This window comes from Nioella ostreopsis, from assembly GCF_004000255.1.
Taxonomy (GTDB): Bacteria; Pseudomonadota; Alphaproteobacteria; order Rhodobacterales; family Rhodobacteraceae; genus Nioella; species Nioella ostreopsis.
Window position 1 is genome coordinate 428187 of record NZ_RCIQ01000001.1, and the last position, 19980, is coordinate 448166.

Annotated in this window: 23 protein-coding genes; 17 read left to right on the forward strand and 6 right to left on the reverse strand. The window is 63.8% G+C overall.

The features are described 5' to 3' along the window. Positions 1–15 precede the first annotated feature (15 nt). The gene (locus tag EP237_RS02185; RefSeq protein ID WP_127557612.1) at positions 16–1515 is read left to right on the forward strand and encodes a capsular polysaccharide export protein, LipB/KpsS family; all 1500 of its coding nucleotides are present in this window, start codon (positions 16–18) and stop codon (positions 1513–1515) included. An 85-nt stretch (positions 1516–1600) separates the two neighbouring features. Here EP237_RS02185 and EP237_RS02190 read toward each other — a convergent pair whose 3' ends face one another. Further along, positions 1601–2164, reverse strand: coding sequence for a hemerythrin domain-containing protein (locus EP237_RS02190; protein WP_127557614.1), 564 nt, complete (start codon positions 2162–2164; stop codon positions 1601–1603). 115 nt (positions 2165–2279) lie between these two features. On the opposite strand from EP237_RS02190, the gene EP237_RS02195 reads away from it, so the two are divergent. Then, entirely contained in the window at positions 2280–2912 is a 633-nt protein-coding gene (locus tag EP237_RS02195; RefSeq protein ID WP_240661450.1) for a hypothetical protein, read from the forward strand. Between the two features lie 61 nt (positions 2913–2973). Here the strand turns inward: EP237_RS02195 and ilvC are convergent, their stop codons facing one another. After that, positions 2974–3996 (reverse strand): ketol-acid reductoisomerase, encoded by a 1023-nt coding sequence (gene ilvC / locus EP237_RS02200; protein ID WP_127557616.1) that lies wholly within the window; start codon positions 3994–3996, stop codon positions 2974–2976. Positions 3997–4131: 135 nt separating this feature from the next. Between ilvC and EP237_RS02205 the strand changes: the two genes are divergently transcribed. From EP237_RS02205 to EP237_RS02215, 3 genes are all read left to right on the forward strand, one after another. Continuing rightward, positions 4132–4587, forward strand: coding sequence for an Lrp/AsnC family transcriptional regulator (locus tag EP237_RS02205; RefSeq protein WP_127557618.1), 456 nt, complete (start codon positions 4132–4134; stop codon positions 4585–4587). Continuing rightward, the gene (locus tag EP237_RS02210) at positions 4584–5048 is read left to right on the forward strand and encodes an Lrp/AsnC family transcriptional regulator (protein WP_127557620.1); all 465 of its coding nucleotides are present in this window, start codon (positions 4584–4586) and stop codon (positions 5046–5048) included. Before EP237_RS02205 ends, EP237_RS02210 begins: the two co-directional genes overlap by 4 nt. 145 nt (positions 5049–5193) lie before the next feature. After that, entirely contained in the window at positions 5194–6324 is a 1131-nt protein-coding gene (locus EP237_RS02215) for an aminotransferase class V-fold PLP-dependent enzyme (RefSeq protein ID WP_127557622.1), read from the forward strand. Between the two features lie 38 nt (positions 6325–6362). Here the strand turns inward: EP237_RS02215 and EP237_RS02220 are convergent, their stop codons facing one another. Continuing rightward, entirely contained in the window at positions 6363–6857 is a 495-nt protein-coding gene (locus EP237_RS02220) for a MarR family winged helix-turn-helix transcriptional regulator (RefSeq protein WP_127557624.1), read from the reverse strand. A 145-nt stretch (positions 6858–7002) separates the two neighbouring features. On the opposite strand from EP237_RS02220, the gene EP237_RS02225 reads away from it, so the two are divergent. The 8 genes from EP237_RS02225 to fahA all read left to right on the forward strand — a co-directional run bounded on the left by EP237_RS02225 (position 7003) and on the right by fahA (position 14247). Then, positions 7003–7953, forward strand: a complete 951-nt coding sequence (locus EP237_RS02225; RefSeq protein WP_127557626.1) for an MBL fold metallo-hydrolase — start codon at positions 7003–7005, stop codon at positions 7951–7953. Between the two features lie 6 nt (positions 7954–7959). After that, complete coding sequence (locus tag EP237_RS02230) at positions 7960–8475, forward strand: DinB family protein (protein ID WP_127557628.1); 516 nt, start codon at positions 7960–7962, stop codon at positions 8473–8475. A 20-nt stretch (positions 8476–8495) separates the two neighbouring features. Further along, positions 8496–10112: an FAD-dependent oxidoreductase gene (locus tag EP237_RS02235; protein WP_127557630.1), complete on the forward strand. Its 1617-nt coding sequence runs from the start codon at positions 8496–8498 to the stop codon at positions 10110–10112. A 4-nt stretch (positions 10113–10116) separates the two neighbouring features. Then, positions 10117–10323 (forward strand): DUF2783 domain-containing protein, encoded by a 207-nt coding sequence (locus EP237_RS02240; protein WP_127557632.1) that lies wholly within the window; start codon positions 10117–10119, stop codon positions 10321–10323. After that, a complete protein-coding gene (locus tag EP237_RS02245; RefSeq protein WP_127557634.1) occupies positions 10320–10862 on the forward strand; it encodes a VOC family protein in 543 nt (180 codons plus the stop codon). The genes EP237_RS02240 and EP237_RS02245 overlap by 4 nt, the downstream gene beginning before the upstream one ends. A 90-nt stretch (positions 10863–10952) precedes the next feature. Next, on the forward strand, positions 10953–12284 hold the full coding sequence (gene hmgA, locus EP237_RS02250) for a homogentisate 1,2-dioxygenase (RefSeq protein WP_240661462.1): 1332 nt from the start codon (positions 10953–10955) through the stop codon (positions 12282–12284). 63 nt (positions 12285–12347) lie between these two features. Further along, positions 12348–12980, forward strand: a complete 633-nt coding sequence (gene maiA / locus EP237_RS02255) for a maleylacetoacetate isomerase (protein WP_127557638.1) — start codon at positions 12348–12350, stop codon at positions 12978–12980. A gap of 7 nt (positions 12981–12987) precedes the next feature. Then, a complete protein-coding gene (gene fahA, locus EP237_RS02260) occupies positions 12988–14247 on the forward strand; it encodes a fumarylacetoacetase (RefSeq protein WP_127557640.1) in 1260 nt (419 codons plus the stop codon). Positions 14248–14349: 102 nt separating this feature from the next. Here the strand turns inward: fahA and EP237_RS02265 are convergent, their stop codons facing one another. Continuing rightward, entirely contained in the window at positions 14350–15207 is an 858-nt protein-coding gene (locus EP237_RS02265) for a helix-turn-helix domain-containing protein (RefSeq protein ID WP_127557642.1), read from the reverse strand. Positions 15208–15320: 113 nt separating this feature from the next. On the opposite strand from EP237_RS02265, the gene EP237_RS02270 reads away from it, so the two are divergent. From EP237_RS02270 to EP237_RS02280, 3 genes are read left to right on the forward strand one after another with little or no spacing between them, the layout of a single operon-like run. Continuing rightward, positions 15321–16202, forward strand: a complete 882-nt coding sequence (locus EP237_RS02270) for a fatty acid desaturase (RefSeq protein WP_127557644.1) — start codon at positions 15321–15323, stop codon at positions 16200–16202. Between the two features lie 41 nt (positions 16203–16243). After that, positions 16244–17155, forward strand: a complete 912-nt coding sequence (locus EP237_RS02275; RefSeq protein ID WP_127557646.1) for an EamA family transporter — start codon at positions 16244–16246, stop codon at positions 17153–17155. 3 nt (positions 17156–17158) lie between these two features. Beyond that, positions 17159–18085 carry an AEC family transporter gene (locus tag EP237_RS02280; RefSeq protein ID WP_127557648.1) on the forward strand — a complete coding sequence of 309 codons (927 nt, stop codon included), beginning with the start codon at positions 17159–17161 and terminating at the stop codon, positions 18083–18085. 84 nt (positions 18086–18169) lie between these two features. Here EP237_RS02280 and EP237_RS02285 read toward each other — a convergent pair whose 3' ends face one another. Together EP237_RS02285 and EP237_RS02290 are read right to left on the reverse strand one after the other, a co-directional pair. Next, the gene (locus EP237_RS02285; RefSeq protein WP_127557650.1) at positions 18170–18862 is read right to left on the reverse strand and encodes an NUDIX hydrolase; all 693 of its coding nucleotides are present in this window, start codon (positions 18860–18862) and stop codon (positions 18170–18172) included. After that, entirely contained in the window at positions 18835–19257 is a 423-nt protein-coding gene (locus tag EP237_RS02290) for a DUF983 domain-containing protein (protein WP_420812496.1), read from the reverse strand. The genes EP237_RS02285 and EP237_RS02290 overlap by 28 nt, the downstream gene beginning before the upstream one ends. A 128-nt stretch (positions 19258–19385) precedes the next feature. Between EP237_RS02290 and EP237_RS02295 the strand changes: the two genes are divergently transcribed. Next, positions 19386–19964 carry an EF-hand domain-containing protein gene (locus tag EP237_RS02295; protein WP_127557652.1) on the forward strand — a complete coding sequence of 193 codons (579 nt, stop codon included), beginning with the start codon at positions 19386–19388 and terminating at the stop codon, positions 19962–19964. Positions 19965–19980 lie beyond the last annotated feature (16 nt).

Below are 19980 nucleotides of genomic sequence, written 5' to 3' on the forward strand. Positions count from 1 at the left end.
GGGTAGGTCCCCATAATGAGTGAAACGCCCCTTCGTCTATGCGCGGTCGCCACGTCCTCTCCGGGCGTCGATGTGGTGCGCGAGATCATGAGCCTGCCTGACAGTGGCATCGAGCATCTTGTCACCTTTGGCGGCACGGATGCGGATTACAAGGCATCCAGCCTGCTTCGGATGACCGATGCCAAGGGACGCCGGGGCCATGTCATGTCGGGCGACCGGTTCTGCGGGGCGGCGGCCAGCTTTACCCGCGCGCCCGGTTTCGACCGGATCCTGCACGAGGCGATGGACAGCCTGCAACGCAGTGCGGCGGGCCATGCCTATCGCAGTCACGATCTGAAACACCCTTCCGACTACGCGAACTATGTCGGCATCGTCGCGGATCGGCTGGCCGGCATTCTGCAATCGGAGCGGATCAATGCGGTGGTCTTCTTCGATATTCCGCACCTGTTCTACGATATCATGCTGTACCGTCTGGCGCGCCATCTTGGGATACGCACGCTGATCCTGCGGGTCGGCTATGACCCGGCGACGTTCTATTCCATGGATCGGATCGAGGATCTGGGCCGTCTGTCGCCAAAAGCGGACCCCGCGCCGCCCGTTTCGATCGAGCCGGGTGCCGCGTCCGATCTCTATTACATGAAAGGCATCTCGCAAGAACAGGGGCCGCGCGGGCGCCTGTCGGGGCGGGCGCTTGGCCAGCTTGCCGCGCATGTGGTGATGCAGGAGCCGTCGCTGCTGGTGCGGCCCCTGTCTCTGGCCCGGACGATCGGCCGGATGTGGCGCGTGTCCCGGCGGCTGCCGGACTGGCGCGATCCGTTCGCGCGGTTCTTTCACACCGACGCGCTGGACTATGCCGAAACGCTGGCGGAGCTGGAGGAGGCCCCGGTCGATCTGGATCAGCGCTTTGTCTATTTCCCGCTGCAGATGCAGCCCGAAATGACGACCGCCATCCTAGGCGGGATCTACCGCGATCAGGTTCTGGCCATCGAGCAGTTGGCGGCGATCCTGCCCGAGGATGTCCGCATCCTTGTCAAGGAAAACCCCAAGCAGAACGGTCAGTATCGCAGCCCGATGTTCTTTCACCGCCTGCGCCGGATTGCTTCGGTCCAACTGCTGCCCTCGCATGCGAATACGCACAAGCTGACGGCCGCGTCGGAATGCGTCGCGACGATTTCCGGCACCGCCGCATGGGAGGCGGTGACCTCTGGCAAGCCCGCGCTTCTGTTCGGGGTCAGCTGGATGGCGGACATGCCGGGTGTGCACCGGTTCGACGAGCGGCTCGACTACGCCACCTTAACCGGCGGCGGCGTCGATCACGCGGCGCTGGAACAGGCCTTTGGTCAATTGGCCGCCGCCAGCCATGACGGCGCGGTCAGCCGTTGGGCCCTGCGGCATCTGCCCGAGATTGATCCGGACCAGAACCGACTGACCATCGCACAGACGTTGATCGGACTGCTGAAGGGCGAGATCGCCACGACCTTCGTTTCGGACGAGGCAGGGCGCGACGTAGGGTAGGCGGCGTCTCGCAGGAATGGCCACCTTAATCCTCGGGACAGGGTCGCAGCTTTGAGCCGGGCGCGCGCAGGTCGCGCCCGGACAGTCAGCCCCGCAGCCGGTGATGCAGCAGGATCGGTACGATCAGATCCTCCTCGTCCGTCAGATGCCGGTGCAGAAACCTGGTCAGTTGCTCGGCCATGTCGCGCACCGGTGCGGTTTCATCCGCCATCTGGCTGGGGTCGAGCGTGGCCAGTTGCACCACCCGATTGGCCCCCCGCGTGAAGCGGTCAAGCAGCGCGTCCAATTCCGCGTGATCGCGTTCCAGCATGTCCAGCCCGTCGGCAAACCGTGGGTCGGCGGCCTGCAGTTCCGGGAAATAGCTGCGGTCCTCCCACGTGTGATGCCCATGCAGATTGCGCACCAAGAGGTTGCCGAAATGCGCCAGCCGCCCGGCGTAGCGGTCGGTCTCCATCGCCTTGTCGAGGAAGGTCTCGCTATCCTCCTGCACGATTGCGCCAAGCTGGCGGAACATCTGGTGGGCGCCCATCCAGTTTTGGATGGAGCGGGCGAAAGCGGGATGCGCCTGCCAGCTGTCGCGTGGCAGGTCCCGCAGGAGGCTCCGCATTTCGGGCGGAAGGCCCTCCCGCATGGTGATGTGGTGGGTCATGGCAGCCCAGATGGAGGTCACACGGGATCGTGACAATCTGCATGGCCGCACAGGCGGAGGGCCGGATTGCAGAGGTGGCGATTCCGTGTACTCTGCGTGAAAGGGAGATTTGACAATGACAATCATTCCAGTTGCTGGAAGGCTTACTGCAGCGGCGCTTGCCCTTGCCCTGATGGCCACCACGGCCCCGGCGCAGATGCATGGGGGCGGGCATGGGCATGGCGAGGGGCAAGGCATGATGCATGGCAATGGCGGCGGGCATGGTGGTGGCCACGGCATGATGCATCACGGTCAGGACGGCACCGGCCATGACGAGGTGAATATGCCGGGCCTTCAGGGTCTGAACGCCACACCGGGCGAAAGCGCCGACCTGATGGTCATGTTCCACCATTTCGACACGCTCTATCGCGAGGTCGAAAATCTTCCCAACGGCATCCGCACCGTCACCGGCGCGACCGACCCCTACGTGATGGACGCGCTGACGCGCCATGTCACCCAAATGATCGGCCGGGTCGAGGCGGGCGACGATCCGCAGATCTTCATCCAGAGCCCGACGCTCGACATTTTCTTCGCCCGCTACGAGGGGCTGCAAACAGATATCGAGCTCACCGAGGCGGGCATCGTCGTCACCCAGACCTCGGACGACCCCGAGCTGGTCACGGCGCTCCACACCCATGCCGCCGAAGTCAGCGACATGGCCGCGCGCGGCATGCAGGCGGTGCATGAGCGGATGATGCAGGGGGGCTAAACAAAAGCGCGGGATGGTTGCCCACCCCGCGCCTATTCGTAACCTGACTGATCTCGAAGGATCAGTTCTTGGACTTGTCGACCATCTTGCCGGCGGAGATCCACGGCATCATGGCGCGCAGCTTTTCACCGACTTCTTCGATCTGGTGGGCGTCGTTCATGCGACGGGTGCCCTTGAAGAACGGCTGACCGGCCTGGTTTTCCAGCATGAAGTCACGCACGAACTTGCCGGTCTGGATGTCGGTCAGGATGCCCTTCATCCGCGCCTTGGTCTCGTCATAGTGCAGGACGCGCGGGCCGGAGACATATTCGCCATATTCCGCGGTGTTCGAGATCGAATAGTTCATGTTGGCGATGCCGCCTTCGTAGATCAGGTCCACGATCAGCTTCACTTCATGGAGGCACTCGAAATAGGCCATTTCGGGGGCGTAGCCCGCTTCCACCAGGGTCTCGAAGCCCATGCGGATCAGCTCGACGAGGCCACCACACAAAACCGCCTGTTCGCCGAAGAGGTCGGTTTCGCATTCTTCGCGGAAGTTGGTCTCGATGATGCCCGAGCGGCCGCCGCCGATGGCGGAGCAGTAGGACAGACCGATTTCCAGAGCCTTGCCGGAAGCGTCGTTGTTCACGGCCACCAGGCAGGGCACGCCGCCGCCCTTGGTGTATTCGCCGCGCACGGTGTGGCCGGGGCCCTTGGGGGCCATCATGATCACGTCGACGCCGGGCTTGGGCTCGATCAGGCCGAAATGCACGTTCAGGCCGTGGGCGAAGGCAATCGCGGCGCCCTCACGCAGGTTGTCATGGACGTATTTCTTGTAGGTCTCGGCCTGAAGTTCATCGGGCATGGTGAACATGATCAGGTCGCACCAGGCCGCGGCTTCCGCGATGCCCATGACCTGCAGGCCCTCGCCTTCGGCCTTGGCGGCAGAGGGCGAGCCTTCGCGCAGGGCGACGACGACGTTCTTGGCGCCGGAATCGCGCAGGTTCAGTGCATGGGCGTGGCCTTGGGAGCCGTAGCCCAGGATGGCCACTTTCATGTCCTTGATCAGGTTGATGTCGCAATCGCGGTCGTAGTAAACGCGCATCGGATTTCTCCTCCGTTGGATAAACTCTGGCGCCCTGTCTATCTGCCCTTTTGGATGGGGGCGAGGTTTGGGTTGGAAGAATTTGCGGATTCTGATAGAAAATAATTCGCACAACTCAAAAATCGTGAAAAAATCATGCTGGACGATACCGATAGGCGGCTTCTGCGCCATCTTCAGGCCGATCCCGACATGCCCGTGGCCGATCTGGCCGAGGCCGCCCGGATTGCGCCCGCCACCTGCTACAAGCGGCTCGACCGGCTGCGCGAGGAGGGTGTGCTGCGCGCCACCCGCGCGGTGATCGACTGGCGGGCGCTTGGCTTTACCGTCGAGGTCAGCTTGCGGGTGACGCTCGACAAGACCCAGAGCCGTGCCTTTGACGAGGTGATGGCGGCGGCGCGCGAGATTCCGGAAGTGGTGGAGATCCAGACCTTCCTGGGCCGGGTCGACCTGCGCCTGTCCGTCCTGGCCCGCGACATGGCCCATTACCAGCAGGTCTATCGCGACCGCATCCTTGCGCTGCCCCATATCACCGATATCGAGGCGCTGATGCAGGTGGCGACGCTAAAAGACGTGAGGACCCTGCCGATATGAGCGGATGGGACGAGGTGGATTTCGCCATCCTGCGGGCGTTGCAGGAGGAGGCGGGGGCAAGCGCGGCGACGCTGGCGCGGCGCCTGGGGCTGAGCCAGCCCTCGGTGTGGCGGCGGGTGAAGCGGCTGGAAGAGGCGGGCGTGATCGCGGGCCGGGCGCTCGATCTCGACATCGCGCGGCTCGGCTTCGGGGTGACGGTGTTTCTGGGGGTGAAACTGGCGACGAAAGGGCGGGTGTCTCTCGACGATTTCGAGCGGGCGGTGAGCGCCATTCCCGAGGTGCAGCAGGTCAGTCACGTGCTGGGGCTTTACGATTACCGGCTGCGGGTCGTCGCCCGAGACATCACGGATTTCGAACGGGTCTTGCGGCGGCGGATCATGACGCTGCCCGGTGTGGGGAATGTGGAGGCCAACGTGCTCTTGAGCGAGGAGCGGCGGCCGGGGCCCTTGATGGCGGGTTGACGCTCGGCCCGCCCTTCGGGACGTGCCATCGCCCCACCCGCCATCCCGTTTGGCGCCCTTGCCGTGAAACCTGCGCTGGCGTTTTCCGTCGGATCATGAGTATTTGAACCAAGAAGAAGGAATATGCCGCGAAAGGGAGGCCAACATGTCCGCATTGCTTGAGACCGTCGATCCTGATGGGTTGCTGGAGTTCTCGGTGGTTTTCACCGACCGGTCGCTCAATCACATGTCGAAGCAGTTCCAGCAGGTGATGCGCGATATCGATGCCGGGTTGAAGCAGGTCTATAATGCCGATGCGACGGCGCTGGTGCCCGGTGGCGGCACCTTCGCGATGGAGGCGGTGGCGCGGCAGTTCGCAGGCGGCGAAAAGGTGCTGGTGGTGCGCAATGGCTGGTTCTCTTTCCGCTGGTCGCAGATTGTCGATGCAGGGCAGATCGCGGCGGACACGGTGGTGATGAAGGCCCGCCAGACCGGCAATGAGGCGACCGCGCCCTTTGCACCCGCGCCGATTGACGAGGTCGTGGCGCGGATCCATGCGGAGAAGCCCGCCGTGGTCTTTGCCCCGCATGTGGAGACGTCCTCGGGCATCATCCTGCCGGACGCGTATGTTTCTGCGCTGGCGGAGGCGGCGCATGAGGTGGGCGCGCTGATGGTGCTGGACTGCATCGCCTCGGGCTGTGCCTGGGTCGATATGAAGGCCACTGGCGTTGATGTTCTGATCTCGGCCCCTCAAAAGGGCTGGTCCTCCACCCCCTGCGCCGGTCTGGTGATGCTGTCCGACCGGGCGCTGGCGCGGATGGAGGAGACCCAGAGCAGCAGCTTTGCCGCCGATCTGAAGAAATGGCGGTCGATCATGGCGGCCTATGAGGGCGGGGGCCATGCCTATCATGCGACCATGCCCACGGACGGGCTGAAGGCGTTTCGGGATACGATGACCGAGAGTTTCGACTACGGCGTCGAGAGGTTGCGGGATGCCCAGTGGGATCTGGGCAACAAGGTGCGGGCCTTGCTGGCGGCGCGTGGGATCCGGTCTGTCGCGGCCGAGGGATTTGGCGCGCCCGGTGTGGTGGTGAGCTACACCGACGATCCGGGCATTCAGAACGGGTCGAAGTTCAGCGCGCAGGGTGTGCAGATCGCGGCGGGGGTTCCGTTGCAGGTGGATGAGCCGCAGGGATTCTCGACCTTCCGGCTCGGGTTGTTCGGGCTGGACAAGCTCTATGACGTGGATGCGACCGTGGCCCGGCTGGAAAATGCGCTCGACAGCGCCATGGGCTGAGAGGGCTTTCTGATCCCGGCTTTGGGTGATGGCGAGTGCTATTCCGCCGCGTCGCGGGGCAGGTCGAGACGGGATCTGGGCCGGGCGTCCGGGTCCGTATCCATGACCTGGTGCAGCTTTTCCATGATCGTGGACAGCGTCGCCTGTTCCTCGGGCGACAGGGCCTGCAGCAGGCGGCGTTCATAGGCCCGCGCCGGGGGCAGGATGCGGGCCAGAAGCCCCTGTCCTTCTTCGGTCAACGAGATCGAGAGCAGGCGCTGATCCGTGGCGCTGCCTGTCTTGGCGACGAGCCCCGCCTCGGTCAGGCGGCTGACGGCGCGGCTGACTCGGGGTTTGTCGAGATTCACGCAGTTGTGGATCTCGCGCACCGAAACCTCGCGGCAGCGCGCGAGATGCACCATGACCCGCCATTCGGCAACGGTGATCCCCGCCTCGGCCCCGTAGATCAGCGACAGGCGGCGGCTGATACGCTCTGACAGCACCGCGATTCGGTAGGGCAGGAACTCTGCCAGTTCAAACGCGCTGCTCGCCATCTGTCCGAAAGCCCCCGATATTTCGTTGCAGGTGCAACGTCATTGACATTTGTTGCATTTGCAACGATACCAGAGCCGAGGACCGGCGGGAAGGGGCAGAGGGCCGCACCGCCAGAACGCGCGCGAGACACGGGAGAGACAGGATATGGCCAAGGCCTTTGCGTCCCAGGGGGACATGACGGAGAAGACGATTTCCTTTACGGAAGTTGGCGAGGGTCTGTGGGCCTTTACCGCCGAGGGCGACCCCAATTCGGGCGTCATCATCGGCGATGAGTCGGTGATGATCGTCGAGGCGCAGGCGACGCCGCGTCTGGCGCACAAGGTCATAGACTGCGTACGCGGTGTGACCGACAAGCCGATCAGCCACCTGGTGCTGACCCATTACCACGCGGTGCGGGTGCTGGGGGCCTCGGCCTATGGCGCGGGTCAGATCATCATGTCGGACACGGCCCGGTCGATGGTCGTCGAGCGCGGGCAGGAGGATTGGGACAGCGAGTTCCAGCGTTTCCCGCGCCTGTTTGAAGGCCATGAGAGCATTCCGGGCCTGACCTGGCCCACCACGACCTTTTCCGACGCGATGACCGTCTACCTGGGCAATCGTCGGGTCGATATCATGCATCTGGGCCGCGCCCATACGGCCGGCGATGCGGTGATCCATGTGCCCGACCAGAACGTGATGTTTACTGGCGATATCGTGGAATATCACTCCGCCTGCTATTGCGGCGACGGGCATTTCGGCGACTGGGGCAATACGCTCGATAACATCAAGTGGTTCGACGTGGACGCGATTGCGCCGGGGCGCGGCGATGCGCTGGTCGGCAAGGAGATGGTGAACGCCGCCATCGAAAACACCCGCGATTTCGTCGAGTCGACCTATCGCCCGGCGGCCCGTGTCGCCGCGCGCGGGGGCAGTCTGAAAGAGGCCTGGGACGCGGTGCGCGCCGAATGCGACCCCAAGTTCGGGGACTATGCGATCTACGAACACTGCCTGCCCTTCAACGTCGCCCGCGCCTATGACGAGGCCCGCGGCATCGACACGCCGCGCATCTGGACCGCGCAGCGGGATATCGAGATGTGGGAGGCCCTGCAGGGGTAAGCGGCGATGCGTGATCCGTTCCTGACCATGGCGCTGAACAATGCCTGGGCGAATGCGACGCTTTACGGGGCGATCAAGGGCCTGTCGGAGGAGGCGTTTGCCGCCCCGCGTCCGGGGTTCTTTCCGTCACTGAAGGCCACGTTGAACCACATTTACGAGGTCGACCTCTATTATGTGGACGCGCTGGAGGCGGGTGGCCTTGGCCGGTCCGTCTATGACCGGGAGGAGATCGGATCGGTGGCGGAACTGGCCAAGGCGCAGGCCGAGGTGGACATGCGGCTTGCCAAGTTTTGTCAGGGTTTGACGCCCGAGAGGCTGGACGAGGACCGCGTTACCGAACGTCGTGAGGGCAGGGTGACGGAAAAGGTCGGCGCGTTGCTGCTGCATCTTTTCCAGCACCAGATCCACCACCGGGGGCAGGCGCATACGATGGTGGCGGATGCCGGGATCGACCCGCCGCAGCTCGATGACTTTCACCTGGACTATGGCCGCGTGCCAAGCGCACAGGCCTATTGGAATTGATCCTCGGGGAGGAGGAGCCGATGAACCAGATCAGCGACAAGAAGATTTTCGAGGTGCCGCTTTATTCTTATGAACGGTCCCCCGATCAGGATGCCGATGCGCCCGTGCGCCGCAAGGTGGTGGTGATTGGGGCGGGGCCCATCGGGCTTGGGGCCGCCATCGACCTTGCGCAGCAGGGGGTGGAGGTCGTCGTTCTGGACGACAATGACAAGGTCAGCTTCGGCAGCCGTGCGATCTGCTTTGCCAAGCGGCCGCTTGAAATTCTCGACCGGCTCGGTTGCGGGCATGAGATGGTGGCAAAGGGCGTTGAATGGCAGCTTGGGAAGGTGTTCTTCGACGAACGGCAGGTCTATGAATTCAACCTGTTGCCTGAAAAGGGCCACGAGTTTCCGGCCTTCATCAACCTGCAACAGTATTACTTCGAGGAATACATGGTGAACCGGGTCCGCGCGATGCAGGCCCAAGGCGCACCGATCGAGATCCGGGGCCGCAACAAGGTGCTGCGCGTGACCGACACGGGCGACCATGTCAGCCTGCTGATCGACACGCCCGAGGGGGAATACAAGCTGGAGGCCGACTGGCTGATCGCCTGCGACGGGGCAGGCTCGCCCACGCGCGCGATGATGGGGCTCGACTTCGTCGGCCGCGTCTTCGAGGACAATTTCCTGATCGCCGATGTGATCATGGAGGCCGATTTCCCGACCGAACGCTGGTTCTGGTTCGACCCGCCCTTCAACCGGGGGCAGTCGGCGCTGCTGCACAAGCAGCCCGATGGGGTCTGGCGGATCGACCTGCAACTGGGTTGGGACATCGACAAGGAGGAAGAAAAGAAGCCCGAAAACGTCATTCCGCGGCTGAAGGCGATGCTGGGGGAGGACGTGAAATTCGAGCTGGAATGGGTCTCGATCTACACGTTCCAATGCCGGCGGATGGAGAAGTTTCGCCATGGCCGGGTGATCTTCGCGGGCGATTCCGCGCATCAGGTGTCACCATTCGGCGCGCGGGGGGCAAATTCCGGGCTTCAGGATACCGACAATCTGGGCTGGAAGCTGAAGCTGGTGATGGATGGCATCGCGCCGGACAGCCTGCTGGACAGCTATGATGTCGAACGGGTGCATGGCGCGGATGAGAACATCCTCAATTCCTCGCGTTCGACCGACTTCATCACGCCGAAGTCGGAGATGAGCCGGGTGCTGCGCGACGCGGTGCTGGACCTGTCCGAACATTACGCATTCGCCCGGCCCTTGGTGAATTCCGGCCGCCTCAGCGTGCCCTGCACCTATGATGGCTCGCCGCTCAACACGCCCGACGCGCTGCCCGGCGGCCCGGCGCGCTCGCGTCCCGGCAGCCCCTGCGCGGATGCGCCTATGGGCGATGGCTACCTGCTGCCGCACCTGGGGGACCGGTTTACGCTGCTGACCATCGGAGCCGAGGCGCCGGACAGTTTGGAGGCCGAAGGGCTGAGCATTCAACGCCTTGCATTGGACGCCACGCCGGAGGTCAGGGAACGCTATCTGGGTGACGCGGCAAGCGCGGTCTATCTGATCCGCCCCGACCAGCACGTCGCCGCCCGCTGGCCTGCCTATGACGCCGTCGCCGTCGAAACCGCGCTGAAACGCGCCATCGGCAAGGAGTGACCCCATGTCCAACCTGATCCTGACTCCGAACATTCCCGGCGCGGATGATTTCTACGCCGAGCTTCTGGCCACGCATGAGGGCCTGAGCAAAGCCGAAAGCGACGCGCTGAACGCAAGGCTGGTTCTGGTGCTGGCCAATCACATCGGCGACCGGGCCGTCCTGAGTGACGCCCTGAAAGCCGCCGCCCTGTCCAAGGAGGACGCCGCATGAAAATCGAACAGATTCACCACGTCGCCTATCGCTGCAAGGACGCGAAAGAGACAGTCGAGTGGTACAACAAGATGCTCAAGATGGATTTCGTGCTGGCGATTGCCGAGGACCACGTGCCCTCGACCCATGAGCCCGACCCTTACATGCATATCTTCATGGATGCGGGGAACGGCAATGTGCTGGCCTTCTTCGAGCTGCCCACAAAGCCCGAGATGGGCCGCGATCCCAACACGCCCGTCTGGGTGCAACACATCGCATTCAAGGTGAAGGATCGGGATGAACTCATTGCCTTCAAGGAGCATCTGGAGGCCAATGGCGTCGAGGTTCTGGGCGTCACCGACCATTCCATCTTCCATTCCATCTATTTCTTCGACCCCAATGGCCATCGCATCGAACTGGCCTGCCCAGACCCGGAGGAAGAGGCGCTGCTCAAGCGCATGGACGAAGTGAAATGGGACATGCTGGAGGAATGGTCGCGGACCAAGAAAGCCCCGCAGCATGCCGCCTGGCTGCACGCCAAGGAGCTGAACAAGGCCTGAAATTCAGGACCGGGGCAGGGGGGAGAGGACCAGCCCCGGTTCTTACGCAAAAGGAAATGCGCGATGACCACCCATGATTTGCCCAAGGGCATGGTGACGGCAGCGACCCGTCCCAATGAACTGCAATACATGCCGGGGTTCGGCAATGATTTCGAAACCGAGGCGCTGCCCGGCGCCCTGCCGCAAGGCATGAACTCGCCCCAGAAATGCAATTACGGGCTTTATGGCGAACAGCTGTCGGGCACGGCCTTCACCGCGCCGAGCCACCAGAACGAGCGCACCTGGTGTTATCGCATCCGTCCGTCTGTGAAGCATTCCGGGCGCTATACGAAGATCGACCTGCCCTACTGGAAATCCGCCCCGCATGTGGACCCGGACGTGATTTCGCTCGGCCAGTACCGGTGGGATCCGGTGCCGCATTCCGACCAGGGGCTGACCTGGCTGACGGGCATGCGGACGATGACCACGGCGGGCGATGTGAACACGCAAGTGGGCATGGCCTCGCATATCTACCTCGTGACCCAGTCGATGCAGGACGCCTATTTCTACTCCGCCGATTCTGAATTGCTTGTGGTCCCGCAGGAGGGGCGGCTGCGGTTCTGCACCGAACTTGGTGTGATCGACCTGGAGCCGAAAGAGATCGCCATTCTGCCGCGCGGTCTGGTCTACCGGGTGGAGGTGCTGGAGGGGCCTTGCCGGGGCTTCGTCTGCGAAAACTACGGCCAGAAGTTCGATCTGCCGGGGCGCGGTCCGATCGGCGCCAACTGCATGGCCAACCGGCGCGATTTCAAGACGCCGGTCGCGGCGTTTGAAGACCGCGAGGTGCCTTCCACCCTGACGATCAAATGGTGCGGTCAGTTCCACGAGACCAAGATCGGGCACAGCCCGCTCGACGTGGTGGCCTGGCACGGCAACTACGCGCCGGTGAAATATGACCTGACGACCTATTGCCCTGTCGGCGCGATCCTGTTCGACCATCCGGACCCGTCGATCTTCACGGTTCTGACCGCGCCCTCTGGCGTGGAAGGCACGGCGAATATCGACTTCGTGCTGTTCCGCGAGCGCTGGATGGTGGCCGAGAATACCTTCCGCCCGCCCTGGTACCACAAGAACGTGATGTCGGAGCTGATGGGCAATATCTATGGCCAGTATGACGCCAAACCGCAGGGCTTTGTCCCCGGCGGCATGTCGCTCCACAACATGATGCTGCCGCACGGGCCGGACAAAAGCGCCTTCGAAGGCGCTTCCAACGCCGCGCTCAAGGCAGAGAAGCTGGACAATACCATGAGCTTCATGTTCGAAACGCGCTTCCCGCAGCATCTGACGGCGTTTGCCGCCAAGGAAGCGCCCTTGCAGGACGACTATATCGACTGTTGGGAGAGCCTGGAAAAGAAGTTCGACGGCACGCCGGGTGTGAAGTAGGGTGACCAAGAATTTTCGAAAATTCTTGGGAACTTTCTTCGAAGAAAGTTTCGCGGAGACGAGATGAAGCTCTACACCTACTGGCGGTCCAGCTGTTCCTACCGGGTGCGCATCGCGCTTGACCTGAAGGGGTTGGTGTGGGAAAGCATCCCTGTCCACCTTGTCAAAGGCGACCAGCGCGCGCCCTCCTATCTGGCGCATAACCCGTCCGGTTTCGTTCCCACGCTGGTGCTGGAGGATGGGACCGAACTTGTGCAGTCGCTGGCCATTCTCGACTATCTGGAGGCAGTCTGGCCCGACCCGCCGCTATTGCCCGCCGAGCCGCTCGCCCGTGCCCGCGTGCTGGCGGCGTCCCATGTCATTGCCATGGACACGCAGCCGGTGACCAATGTGGGCGTGGTGGCGCATCTGAAATCCGCCTGTGGCACCGATCAGCAGGGCGGCATCGACTGGATGGTTCATTTCATGGAGCGCAACTTTGCGGCTTTCGACAAGCTGATCCTGCCCGAGAGCGCCTTCTGCTTCGGCGACAGCCCGACCTGGGCCGATATCTGCCTGATCCCGCAGCTTTACAACGCCCATAGATGGGGGGTGGACCTGTCCCGCTTCCCCCGCCTGACCGAGATCGAGCGTGCCGCGCTGGCCCTTCCGGCCTTTGACGCCGCACGCCCGGAAACCCAACCCGACGCCGAATGAGGACCGCATGACCGGATTACGCCAAAGCTGGGTCGACAGCGCCAATGACCCCGAGACCGATTTCCCCCTGAACAACCTGCCCTATGGCGTGTTCTCGCCCAAGGGCGGTGACGCACGCTGCGGTGTTGCCATTGGCGAGATGATCCTTGACGTGGCGGGCCTGGAAGCGGCGGGCATCCTGACGGCGGGCGATCCGCCGGTCTTCTCGGACCCTTCGTGGAATGCCTTCATGGGGCTTGGGCCCGAAGGATGGGCCGGCTTCCGGGGTGCGCTGATGGCCCTGCTTGCGCAGGGATCGACCCTGCGTCAGCGGGTGGAGCCCTTCCTGCATCCGATGGACGAGGCGCGGATGCACATGCCCTTCGCGGTCTCGGAATACACCGATTTCTACGCGGGCAAACACCACGCGATGAATGTGGGCACCATGTTCCGCGGGCCGGAAAACGCGCTGCCGCCCAACTGGCTGCATATCCCCATCGGCTATAACGGGCGGGCTTCGTCCGTCGTGGTCTCGGGCACTGATGTGCGCCGCCCCTGGGGGCAGTTGAAAGGCCCCGATATGGAGGCGCCGGTCTTCGCGCCCTGCAAGCGCTTCGATCTGGAGCTGGAGATGGGGGCGATCGTCGGCGTTCCCTCCGACGGGCCGGTGACGGTGCAGGAGGCCGATGACATGATCTTCGGCTATGTTCTGCTGAACGACTGGTCTGCGCGCGACATTCAGGCCTGGGAATACCAGCCGCTCGGGCCGTTTCAGGCCAAGGCGACGGCCACCTCCATTTCCCCGTGGATCGTCACCAAGGCCGCGCTGGAGCCGTTCCGGACCTCGACCCCCGACCGGGAAAGAGAACTGTTGCCGCATCTGCGGGAACCGGGGCCGATGCTCTACGATATCGACCTGATGGTAACCTTGGCCCCGGCGCGGCAGGCCCCGAGCGTGATCGCGGAAACCAATTACCGGCAGATGTACTATTCCGCCGCACAGCAACTGGCGCATCACACGACCTCCGGCTGCCCGATGCGGGTGGGGGATCTGCTTGGATCGGGAACGATCTCGGGGCCGGAGAAGGCGGAACGCGGATCGCTTCTGGAGCTCAGCTGGGGCGGCAAGGAGCCATTGACGCTGGATAGCGGCGAGGAGCGGTGCTTTCTGGAAGATGGCGATACGCTGACCTTGCTGGGTGCGGCGAAGGGCCCGGGGTATCGCATCGGCTTCGGGGCCTGCGCGGGAACCGTCCTGCCCGCGTTGAAAGACCCTTACGGCCGGTAGGGCGCCGGATCGCGGGATCGCGCTTGCAAGAGTGTTTTTGGGGGCTCTGCCCCCGTCGCGTTGCAGGCGACTCCCCCGAGGTATTTTTGCCAAGATGAAAGCTCAGGCAATGCGGTCGCGGAGGTCTGACAGCACCGGATTCAGGTCGCGGGCCGTATGGCTTGCCTCGCGCACCAGCCAGTCGAAATGGCGGGTCAGGGCGCGCACCCGGTCACGGTCCCGGAACGCCACGTAGTAGCGGCCAAGATAGATCGCGGCGAGTTTCGGCCCGAAGATGGTGATCGGCGCGGAATAGACCCTTGCCGCGTCGTAGAGGAACAGCCGCAGCGTCGGGTAGAGCTGATCATGGACCGAGAGGATCCAGTCGATCTGCTCTCGACGGACCCCGGCGGGCAGGTCCGCGTAATAGCCGGTTCCTTCGGCAAAGCTGCGCATCTCGTGCAGTGGCAGGGCAATCTCGTAGTCGCTTTCCGACGCGCGCATCCAGTCCAACCGCGCCTCGGCCACGGCAATGGCCTGACCGGGGCTTCGGTTCATCGTGTCCGCATATTCCCATTCCATCACCGCGCGGGTCTTGAGCATGTCGGGCAGGGTGGCGGGGACATGGCGGATCTTGTAGCCCGCCGCCTCCTGATGCCAGGCAAAGATCTGGTCATCGGCGGAGGTCGCACGTTCGGCTTCGGTCAGGGTGGCGGTGAGCAGGTCGGCGCTGGCCTCGGGGCGGTCGGACAGGCCCAGAAGCCAGTCGGTCGAGACCGAGAGCGTCTCGGCGCAGGCTGCCACCAGATGGCCACCGGGCATGCGTGCATCCGCTTCCGACAGCAATTGCGTCACGGTCGAACGGTCCACGCCCGTGGCTCTCGCCAGGGCTGCGCGGCTGGTGCCTGTCTGTTCCATCGCTTCGGCCAGGCGGGTTCGGAACAGGGCGGCGCGATCCAGCTTGTTGATGATTGAGCGCATTGTTGGATATTTTCATCAATGTTGAATTATTGTGGAGAATTCCCTGACTGCCTTGAAAAAGCAAGCCCTGATAGGAGTTTGATGAAAGCACCGACAGAGTGAAGGGGACGATGATGCGGGTCGAATGGCCGACGCTTGGGCTGATTTTGGCATGTTATACGGTTTGGGTGGCGGGGCTGTTCTGGTTGCCCGCGATCTGGATGCCCCTGGCCGTTCTGGCGCTGATCCTGTCCATTGCCCTGCAAAGCTCGCTTCAGCACGAGGTCATTCATGGCCACCCGTTTCCGGGGCGCAAATGGGGGGCGGCACTGGTCTATGCCTCGCTGAACCTTGCTATTCCCTATGGCCGTTTCCGCGACACCCACCTATCGCACCATTTGGACAGCACCTTGACTGACCCCTATGATGACCCGGAAAGCAACTATCTGGACCCTGCGGTCTGGGGACGGCTGGCAAGCCCGGTGCGGGCGCTGCTGCGGGCCAACAACACGCTGCTGGGCCGGATGGTTCTGGGGCCGCTGATCGGGCAGGTGACCTTCATGGCGGGCGACCTGCGGCAGATAAGGGCGGGCAACAGGCGGGTGCTGGTGTCATGGCTGGGGCATGGGGCGATGATGGTCCTGATCCTGTGGATCGTCAGCCTGTCACCGGTGCCGGTCTGGGCCTATCTGCTGACTTGTTACGCGGGGCTTGCGGTGCTCAAGATCCGCACGTTCCTGGAACATCAGGCCCATGAGAAGGTGCGCGGGCGCACCGTGATCGTCGAGGATCGGGGTCTGCTGGCCTTCCTCTTCCTCAACAACAATTTCCACGTCGTGCACCATATGCACCCGCGCACGCCCTGGTATCGGCTGCCGGGGCTCTATTTTGCCAACCGTGAGAAATACCTGAGCCGCAACGATGGCTATCGGTATCGCAGTTATGGGCAGATCTTCCGGCGGCATTTCCTGCGCGCCAAGGATCCGGTGCCGCATCCGCTGTGGCCGCGCGACTGAATCGACTTGCCAAGCCTGTGAGCATGGGCGCATGAAGCGACATGCCCCTCTGGATCCCCGTCACGATCTTTGCCGCCTTCATGCAGAACCTGCGGTTCCTGCTGCAACGGCATCTGAAAGTGACCAGCCTCTCCACGGCAGGCGCGACCTGGGCGCGGTTTCTCTATTCCGCGCCGATGGTTCTGGCGATCGTGCTGGGGTTTTCCGCAGTGACGGGTCAGGAACTGCCCGCCACCAACCTGCGGTTCTGGGCCTTCATCCTGTCGGGCGGCTTGGCGCAGATCGTGGCGACCATGTGCGTGGTGGCGCTGTTTGCGCGGCGCAATTTCGCGGTCGGCATCACCCTGAAGAAGACCGAGGTCATCCTGACCGCGCTGGTCGGGCTGGTGGTTCTGGGCGAAGCGGTGTCCCTGCCGGTCGTCGTGGCCATCGGGTTCGGCTTTGCGGGCGTGGTTTTGCTGTCGGACCCGCCCAAGGGGGACGTGGCCCTGCCGTGGCGGGCGCGGCTCTTCAACGTGGCGTCGGGCTATGGCCTGCTGTCCGGGCTGCTGTTCAGCGTCTCGGCTGTGGGTTATCGGGGGGCGTCCCTCGCTTTGCCTGACGGGTCCGTCTTCCTGCGCGCTTCTTTTACCCTGTCGGCGGCAACCATGGTGCAGGCACTGGCGCTTGGCGCGTGGCTGTTCTGGCGGGAACGGGAAGAGATTGGCCGGGTTCTGTCCAGTTGGCGCGTGTCGGGGCTGGTCGGGCTGACCTCGATGCTGGGATCACTTGGCTGGTTCACCGCCTTCACCCTGCAAAGCGCGGCCTATGTGAAGGCCGTGGGGCAGGTGGAGCTGCTGTTCACCTTCCTGTTCTCGATCTTCTGGCTGAAGGAGCGGTCCTCGGCCAAGGAACTGGGTGGCGCGGCGCTGATCGTGCTGAGCTTGCTGCTGATCGTCTGGGGGGCGTTCTGACCAATGGATATCGTTCTCAGCATCGCGCCGGTCTTCGTGCTGATCTGCCTGGGCTACGTGCTGCGCCGGGGCGGGATCCCGTCGGCGGAGTTCTGGAACCTCAATGACCGGCTGGTCTATTTCCTGCTGATGCCGGCCCTGTTCTACGTGCGGATTTCCACGGCGGAGCTATCGGGCGAGACATTGGCGACGCTGGCCACCGTGCTTTATGCGGCGTTCTTCGCCGCCATTGGCTTCGGCATCCTGATGAGCTGGCTGATCCGGCGCGACGGGACGGTGGTGACGTCGCTTCTGCAAGGGGTGGGGCGGTTCAACACCTTCATTGCGCTGGCGGTGGCCGAGGCGCTTTATGGCGCGCCCGCCCTGCAGATCGCGGTGCTGGCGGCGGCGGCGCTGGTGCCGGTGGTGAACCTGACGGTGGTGAGCCTCTTTGCGCTCTACGTGCCGCGACCCGGGGCGCGGCCGGTGCTGTCGGCCCTGAAGGGGCTGGCGACGAACCCGCTGATCCTGTCGATCCTCGCAGGGCTGCTGGCCAACTGGGCCGGGCTTGGTGGGCTGCCGGTGCTGCATGACACGCTGTCGGTGCTCGGGGCGGCGGCCCTGCCGATCATGCTGCTTTGTGTCGGCGCGAACCTGAAGCTGCGCGGGCTGTCGGGCGATGCGCTGCCTATTGCGCTGTCGGCTGTGGGCAAGCTGGTCGTGTTTCCCTCGGTGGTGCTGGCCATTGCCATGGCGCTCGGGGTAGAGCCGTTGCAGGCGCAGGTCCTGCTGATCTACGGGGCGCTGCCCACGGGAGTGGCGGCCTATACGCTGGCGCGGCAACTGGGGGGTGATGCGCCGCTGATGGCCGCGATGATCACCGTGCAGACGTTGCTGAGCTTTGCCGCGATGCCGATCTGGATCGCGATCGGAGAGTGGCTCTTCCTCTGAGGCCGGGCGCGGGGAAGGGCCTTCGAAGGCCCTTTTGAACGCGGTTCGAACCGCGTTTCAAGCGGCTTGCAAGCCGCTTCCCCCTCACAACCGTTCGAACCGGCTGATTTCGTCGAGATTGTTGAAGAACGGCACACCCGGCTGGTCGGTGCCGTTCAGGATGGCGCTCGTTTCGGCCAGCACCACCTCGGTGATGAAGGGCATGTCGAACTTGCGCACCTCGTCCAGTGGCACCCATTGCAAATGGCTCAGCTCATCCTCGGCCTTGCCGAAATCGTCCGGGTCATTGGCGAGCTTCTCGGCCTCGGCCAGGAAGAACCGCGCATCGAACCGTCGGGGGCGACCCGGCGGGGTGATGGCCCGGAAGACGAAGCTCAGCGCATTGCCATCGGGCAGATGCCCGGTCCGCAGGTAGCCGCGCCAGCCGCGGGGTGCCTCGATCTCTCCCGCACGCGGGTCTTCGGCCCCCAGAAGCAGCCCGGTTTCTTCCCACAGTTCGCGGGTGGCGGCATTCAGCAGCGCCTCGGGCGCGGTCGTGCTTTGATTGGCCAGCCGCCGCAGGCAATCCGCGCCCGCCGGGTTGGCGACCGGAATCTCGGCATCCACCGCATCCACCGCGCCGCCGGGAAAGACGAATTTCGACGGCATGAACACCGCGCTGTGTCCGCGCTGCCCCATCAACACACGTGGGCGCGTATTGGCGTCGCGCACCATGATGATGGTGGCGGCATCGCGGATCGGGATATCGGTCACAGCCCGTGCATCCTCTTCGCCCATTGGATGCCCACGAAGACCCCCTTGAAGCGCGGCAGCAGAAACAGCGACAGCGCCACGGTGCCGATGCCGAAGATCGCCAGCATCTCCATCGGGCTGGGGCGGTAGGCCATGAACACATGCAGCATGCCCGCCACCATCAGATGGCCCACGATCAGGATGGTCAGATAGGCGGGGCCATCATCTGCGCGGGTCTTGGTCAGGTCCAGACCGCAGCAATCGCAGCTGTCATTGAGCTTCAGGTAGCCGCGCAACACCCGGCCTTCGCCGCATTGCGGGCAGCGTTTGCGCCAGCCCTTGCGGACGGCGGGCCAGAAGGGCCGTTCCTCGACCTGGGCGGTAATCGTTTCCGTGGCCATGGCGGCCTCCTCATGCGCGGTTTCTTGGATTGGTTCCATATCTAGTCCTGCCGCGCAACAATCGGAACCCCATCTGGGCGCGGCAAACTGGCTGCGAATCTTTTTGCGACGGAAACCGCGACCTGCCCCGTTCAAAGGTCAGACAGGCATGAAAAAGGAGATTGCAGATGTCGACCAAGAAAGCCCTGATGCTGAGCGTTCTCATTCCCGTTGGCCTTGCGCTGGCCCTTCCCGTGGCAGCCATGGGGCCGGGCGGACGCGGCGGTGATATGGAGCGTCCCGCCTTCACTGACCTCGATGCCGATGGCAATGGCGAACTGACGCTGGACGAAATGCTGGCGCATCGCGAGGCCCGGTTTGCAGAAGCCGACACCGATGGCGATGGCAACCTCAGCCGGGATGAGTTGATCGCTGCGGCCATGGGCCGGGTGGAAGCCTCGATCGACCGCCGGATGGAGCGTTTCGACGACAATGAAGATGGCATGCTGAGCGCCAACGAAATGGACGATATGCGCCCCCGTGGCCCCGGACCGGAGCGTCTCTTCAGCCGCATGGATGAAGACGGCGACGGTGTTGTGACGGCCGAGGAATTCGAGACCGCAGCGGCAAACATGATGCAGCGCCGCGGCGGCATGGGTGGCCAGGGGCGCCACGGTGGCGGTGGCGAAGGCCACGGGCATCGCGGAGACCACGACGGCCAGGGCGGTGGCCATGGCTGGTGGCGCAATCAGTCTGACGAAGGCTGATCTCGATGCGGGAAAG

Excerpts from the sequence above, each read along its gene's own strand:
- hmgA (WP_240661462.1), top strand. The coding sequence starts at position 10,953 with ATGGTGACGGCAGCGACCCGTCCCAATGAACTGCAATACATGCCGGGG.
- maiA (WP_127557638.1), top strand. The coding sequence starts at position 12,348 with ATGAAGCTCTACACCTACTGGCGGTCCAGCTGTTCCTACCGGGTGCGC.
- EP237_RS02245 (WP_127557634.1), top strand. The coding sequence starts at position 10,320 with ATGAAAATCGAACAGATTCACCACGTCGCCTATCGCTGCAAGGACGCG.
- EP237_RS02205 (WP_127557618.1), top strand. The coding sequence starts at position 4,132 with ATGCTGGACGATACCGATAGGCGGCTTCTGCGCCATCTTCAGGCCGAT.
- EP237_RS02280 (WP_127557648.1), top strand. The coding sequence starts at position 17,159 with ATGGATATCGTTCTCAGCATCGCGCCGGTCTTCGTGCTGATCTGCCTG.
- EP237_RS02225 (WP_127557626.1), top strand. The coding sequence starts at position 7,003 with ATGGCCAAGGCCTTTGCGTCCCAGGGGGACATGACGGAGAAGACGATT.
- EP237_RS02295 (WP_127557652.1), top strand. The coding sequence starts at position 19,386 with ATGTCGACCAAGAAAGCCCTGATGCTGAGCGTTCTCATTCCCGTTGGC.
- EP237_RS02230 (WP_127557628.1), top strand. The coding sequence starts at position 7,960 with ATGCGTGATCCGTTCCTGACCATGGCGCTGAACAATGCCTGGGCGAAT.
- EP237_RS02220 (WP_127557624.1), bottom strand. The coding sequence starts at position 6,857 with ATGGCGAGCAGCGCGTTTGAACTGGCAGAGTTCCTGCCCTACCGAATC.
- EP237_RS02215 (WP_127557622.1), top strand. The coding sequence starts at position 5,194 with ATGTCCGCATTGCTTGAGACCGTCGATCCTGATGGGTTGCTGGAGTTC.
- EP237_RS02265 (WP_127557642.1), bottom strand. The coding sequence starts at position 15,207 with ATGCGCTCAATCATCAACAAGCTGGATCGCGCCGCCCTGTTCCGAACC.
- EP237_RS02285 (WP_127557650.1), bottom strand. The coding sequence starts at position 18,862 with ATGGGCGAAGAGGATGCACGGGCTGTGACCGATATCCCGATCCGCGAT.
- EP237_RS02275 (WP_127557646.1), top strand. The coding sequence starts at position 16,244 with ATGCCCCTCTGGATCCCCGTCACGATCTTTGCCGCCTTCATGCAGAAC.
- EP237_RS02290 (WP_420812496.1), bottom strand. The coding sequence starts at position 19,257 with ATGGAACCAATCCAAGAAACCGCGCATGAGGAGGCCGCCATGGCCACG.
- EP237_RS02210 (WP_127557620.1), top strand. The coding sequence starts at position 4,584 with ATGAGCGGATGGGACGAGGTGGATTTCGCCATCCTGCGGGCGTTGCAG.
- EP237_RS02190 (WP_127557614.1), bottom strand. The coding sequence starts at position 2,164 with ATGACCCACCACATCACCATGCGGGAGGGCCTTCCGCCCGAAATGCGG.
- EP237_RS02235 (WP_127557630.1), top strand. The coding sequence starts at position 8,496 with ATGAACCAGATCAGCGACAAGAAGATTTTCGAGGTGCCGCTTTATTCT.
- EP237_RS02195 (WP_240661450.1), top strand. The coding sequence starts at position 2,280 with ATGACAATCATTCCAGTTGCTGGAAGGCTTACTGCAGCGGCGCTTGCC.
- EP237_RS02185 (WP_127557612.1), top strand. The coding sequence starts at position 16 with ATGAGTGAAACGCCCCTTCGTCTATGCGCGGTCGCCACGTCCTCTCCG.
- fahA (WP_127557640.1), top strand. The coding sequence starts at position 12,988 with ATGACCGGATTACGCCAAAGCTGGGTCGACAGCGCCAATGACCCCGAG.
- EP237_RS02240 (WP_127557632.1), top strand. The coding sequence starts at position 10,117 with ATGTCCAACCTGATCCTGACTCCGAACATTCCCGGCGCGGATGATTTC.
- EP237_RS02270 (WP_127557644.1), top strand. The coding sequence starts at position 15,321 with ATGCGGGTCGAATGGCCGACGCTTGGGCTGATTTTGGCATGTTATACG.
- ilvC (WP_127557616.1), bottom strand. The coding sequence starts at position 3,996 with ATGCGCGTTTACTACGACCGCGATTGCGACATCAACCTGATCAAGGAC.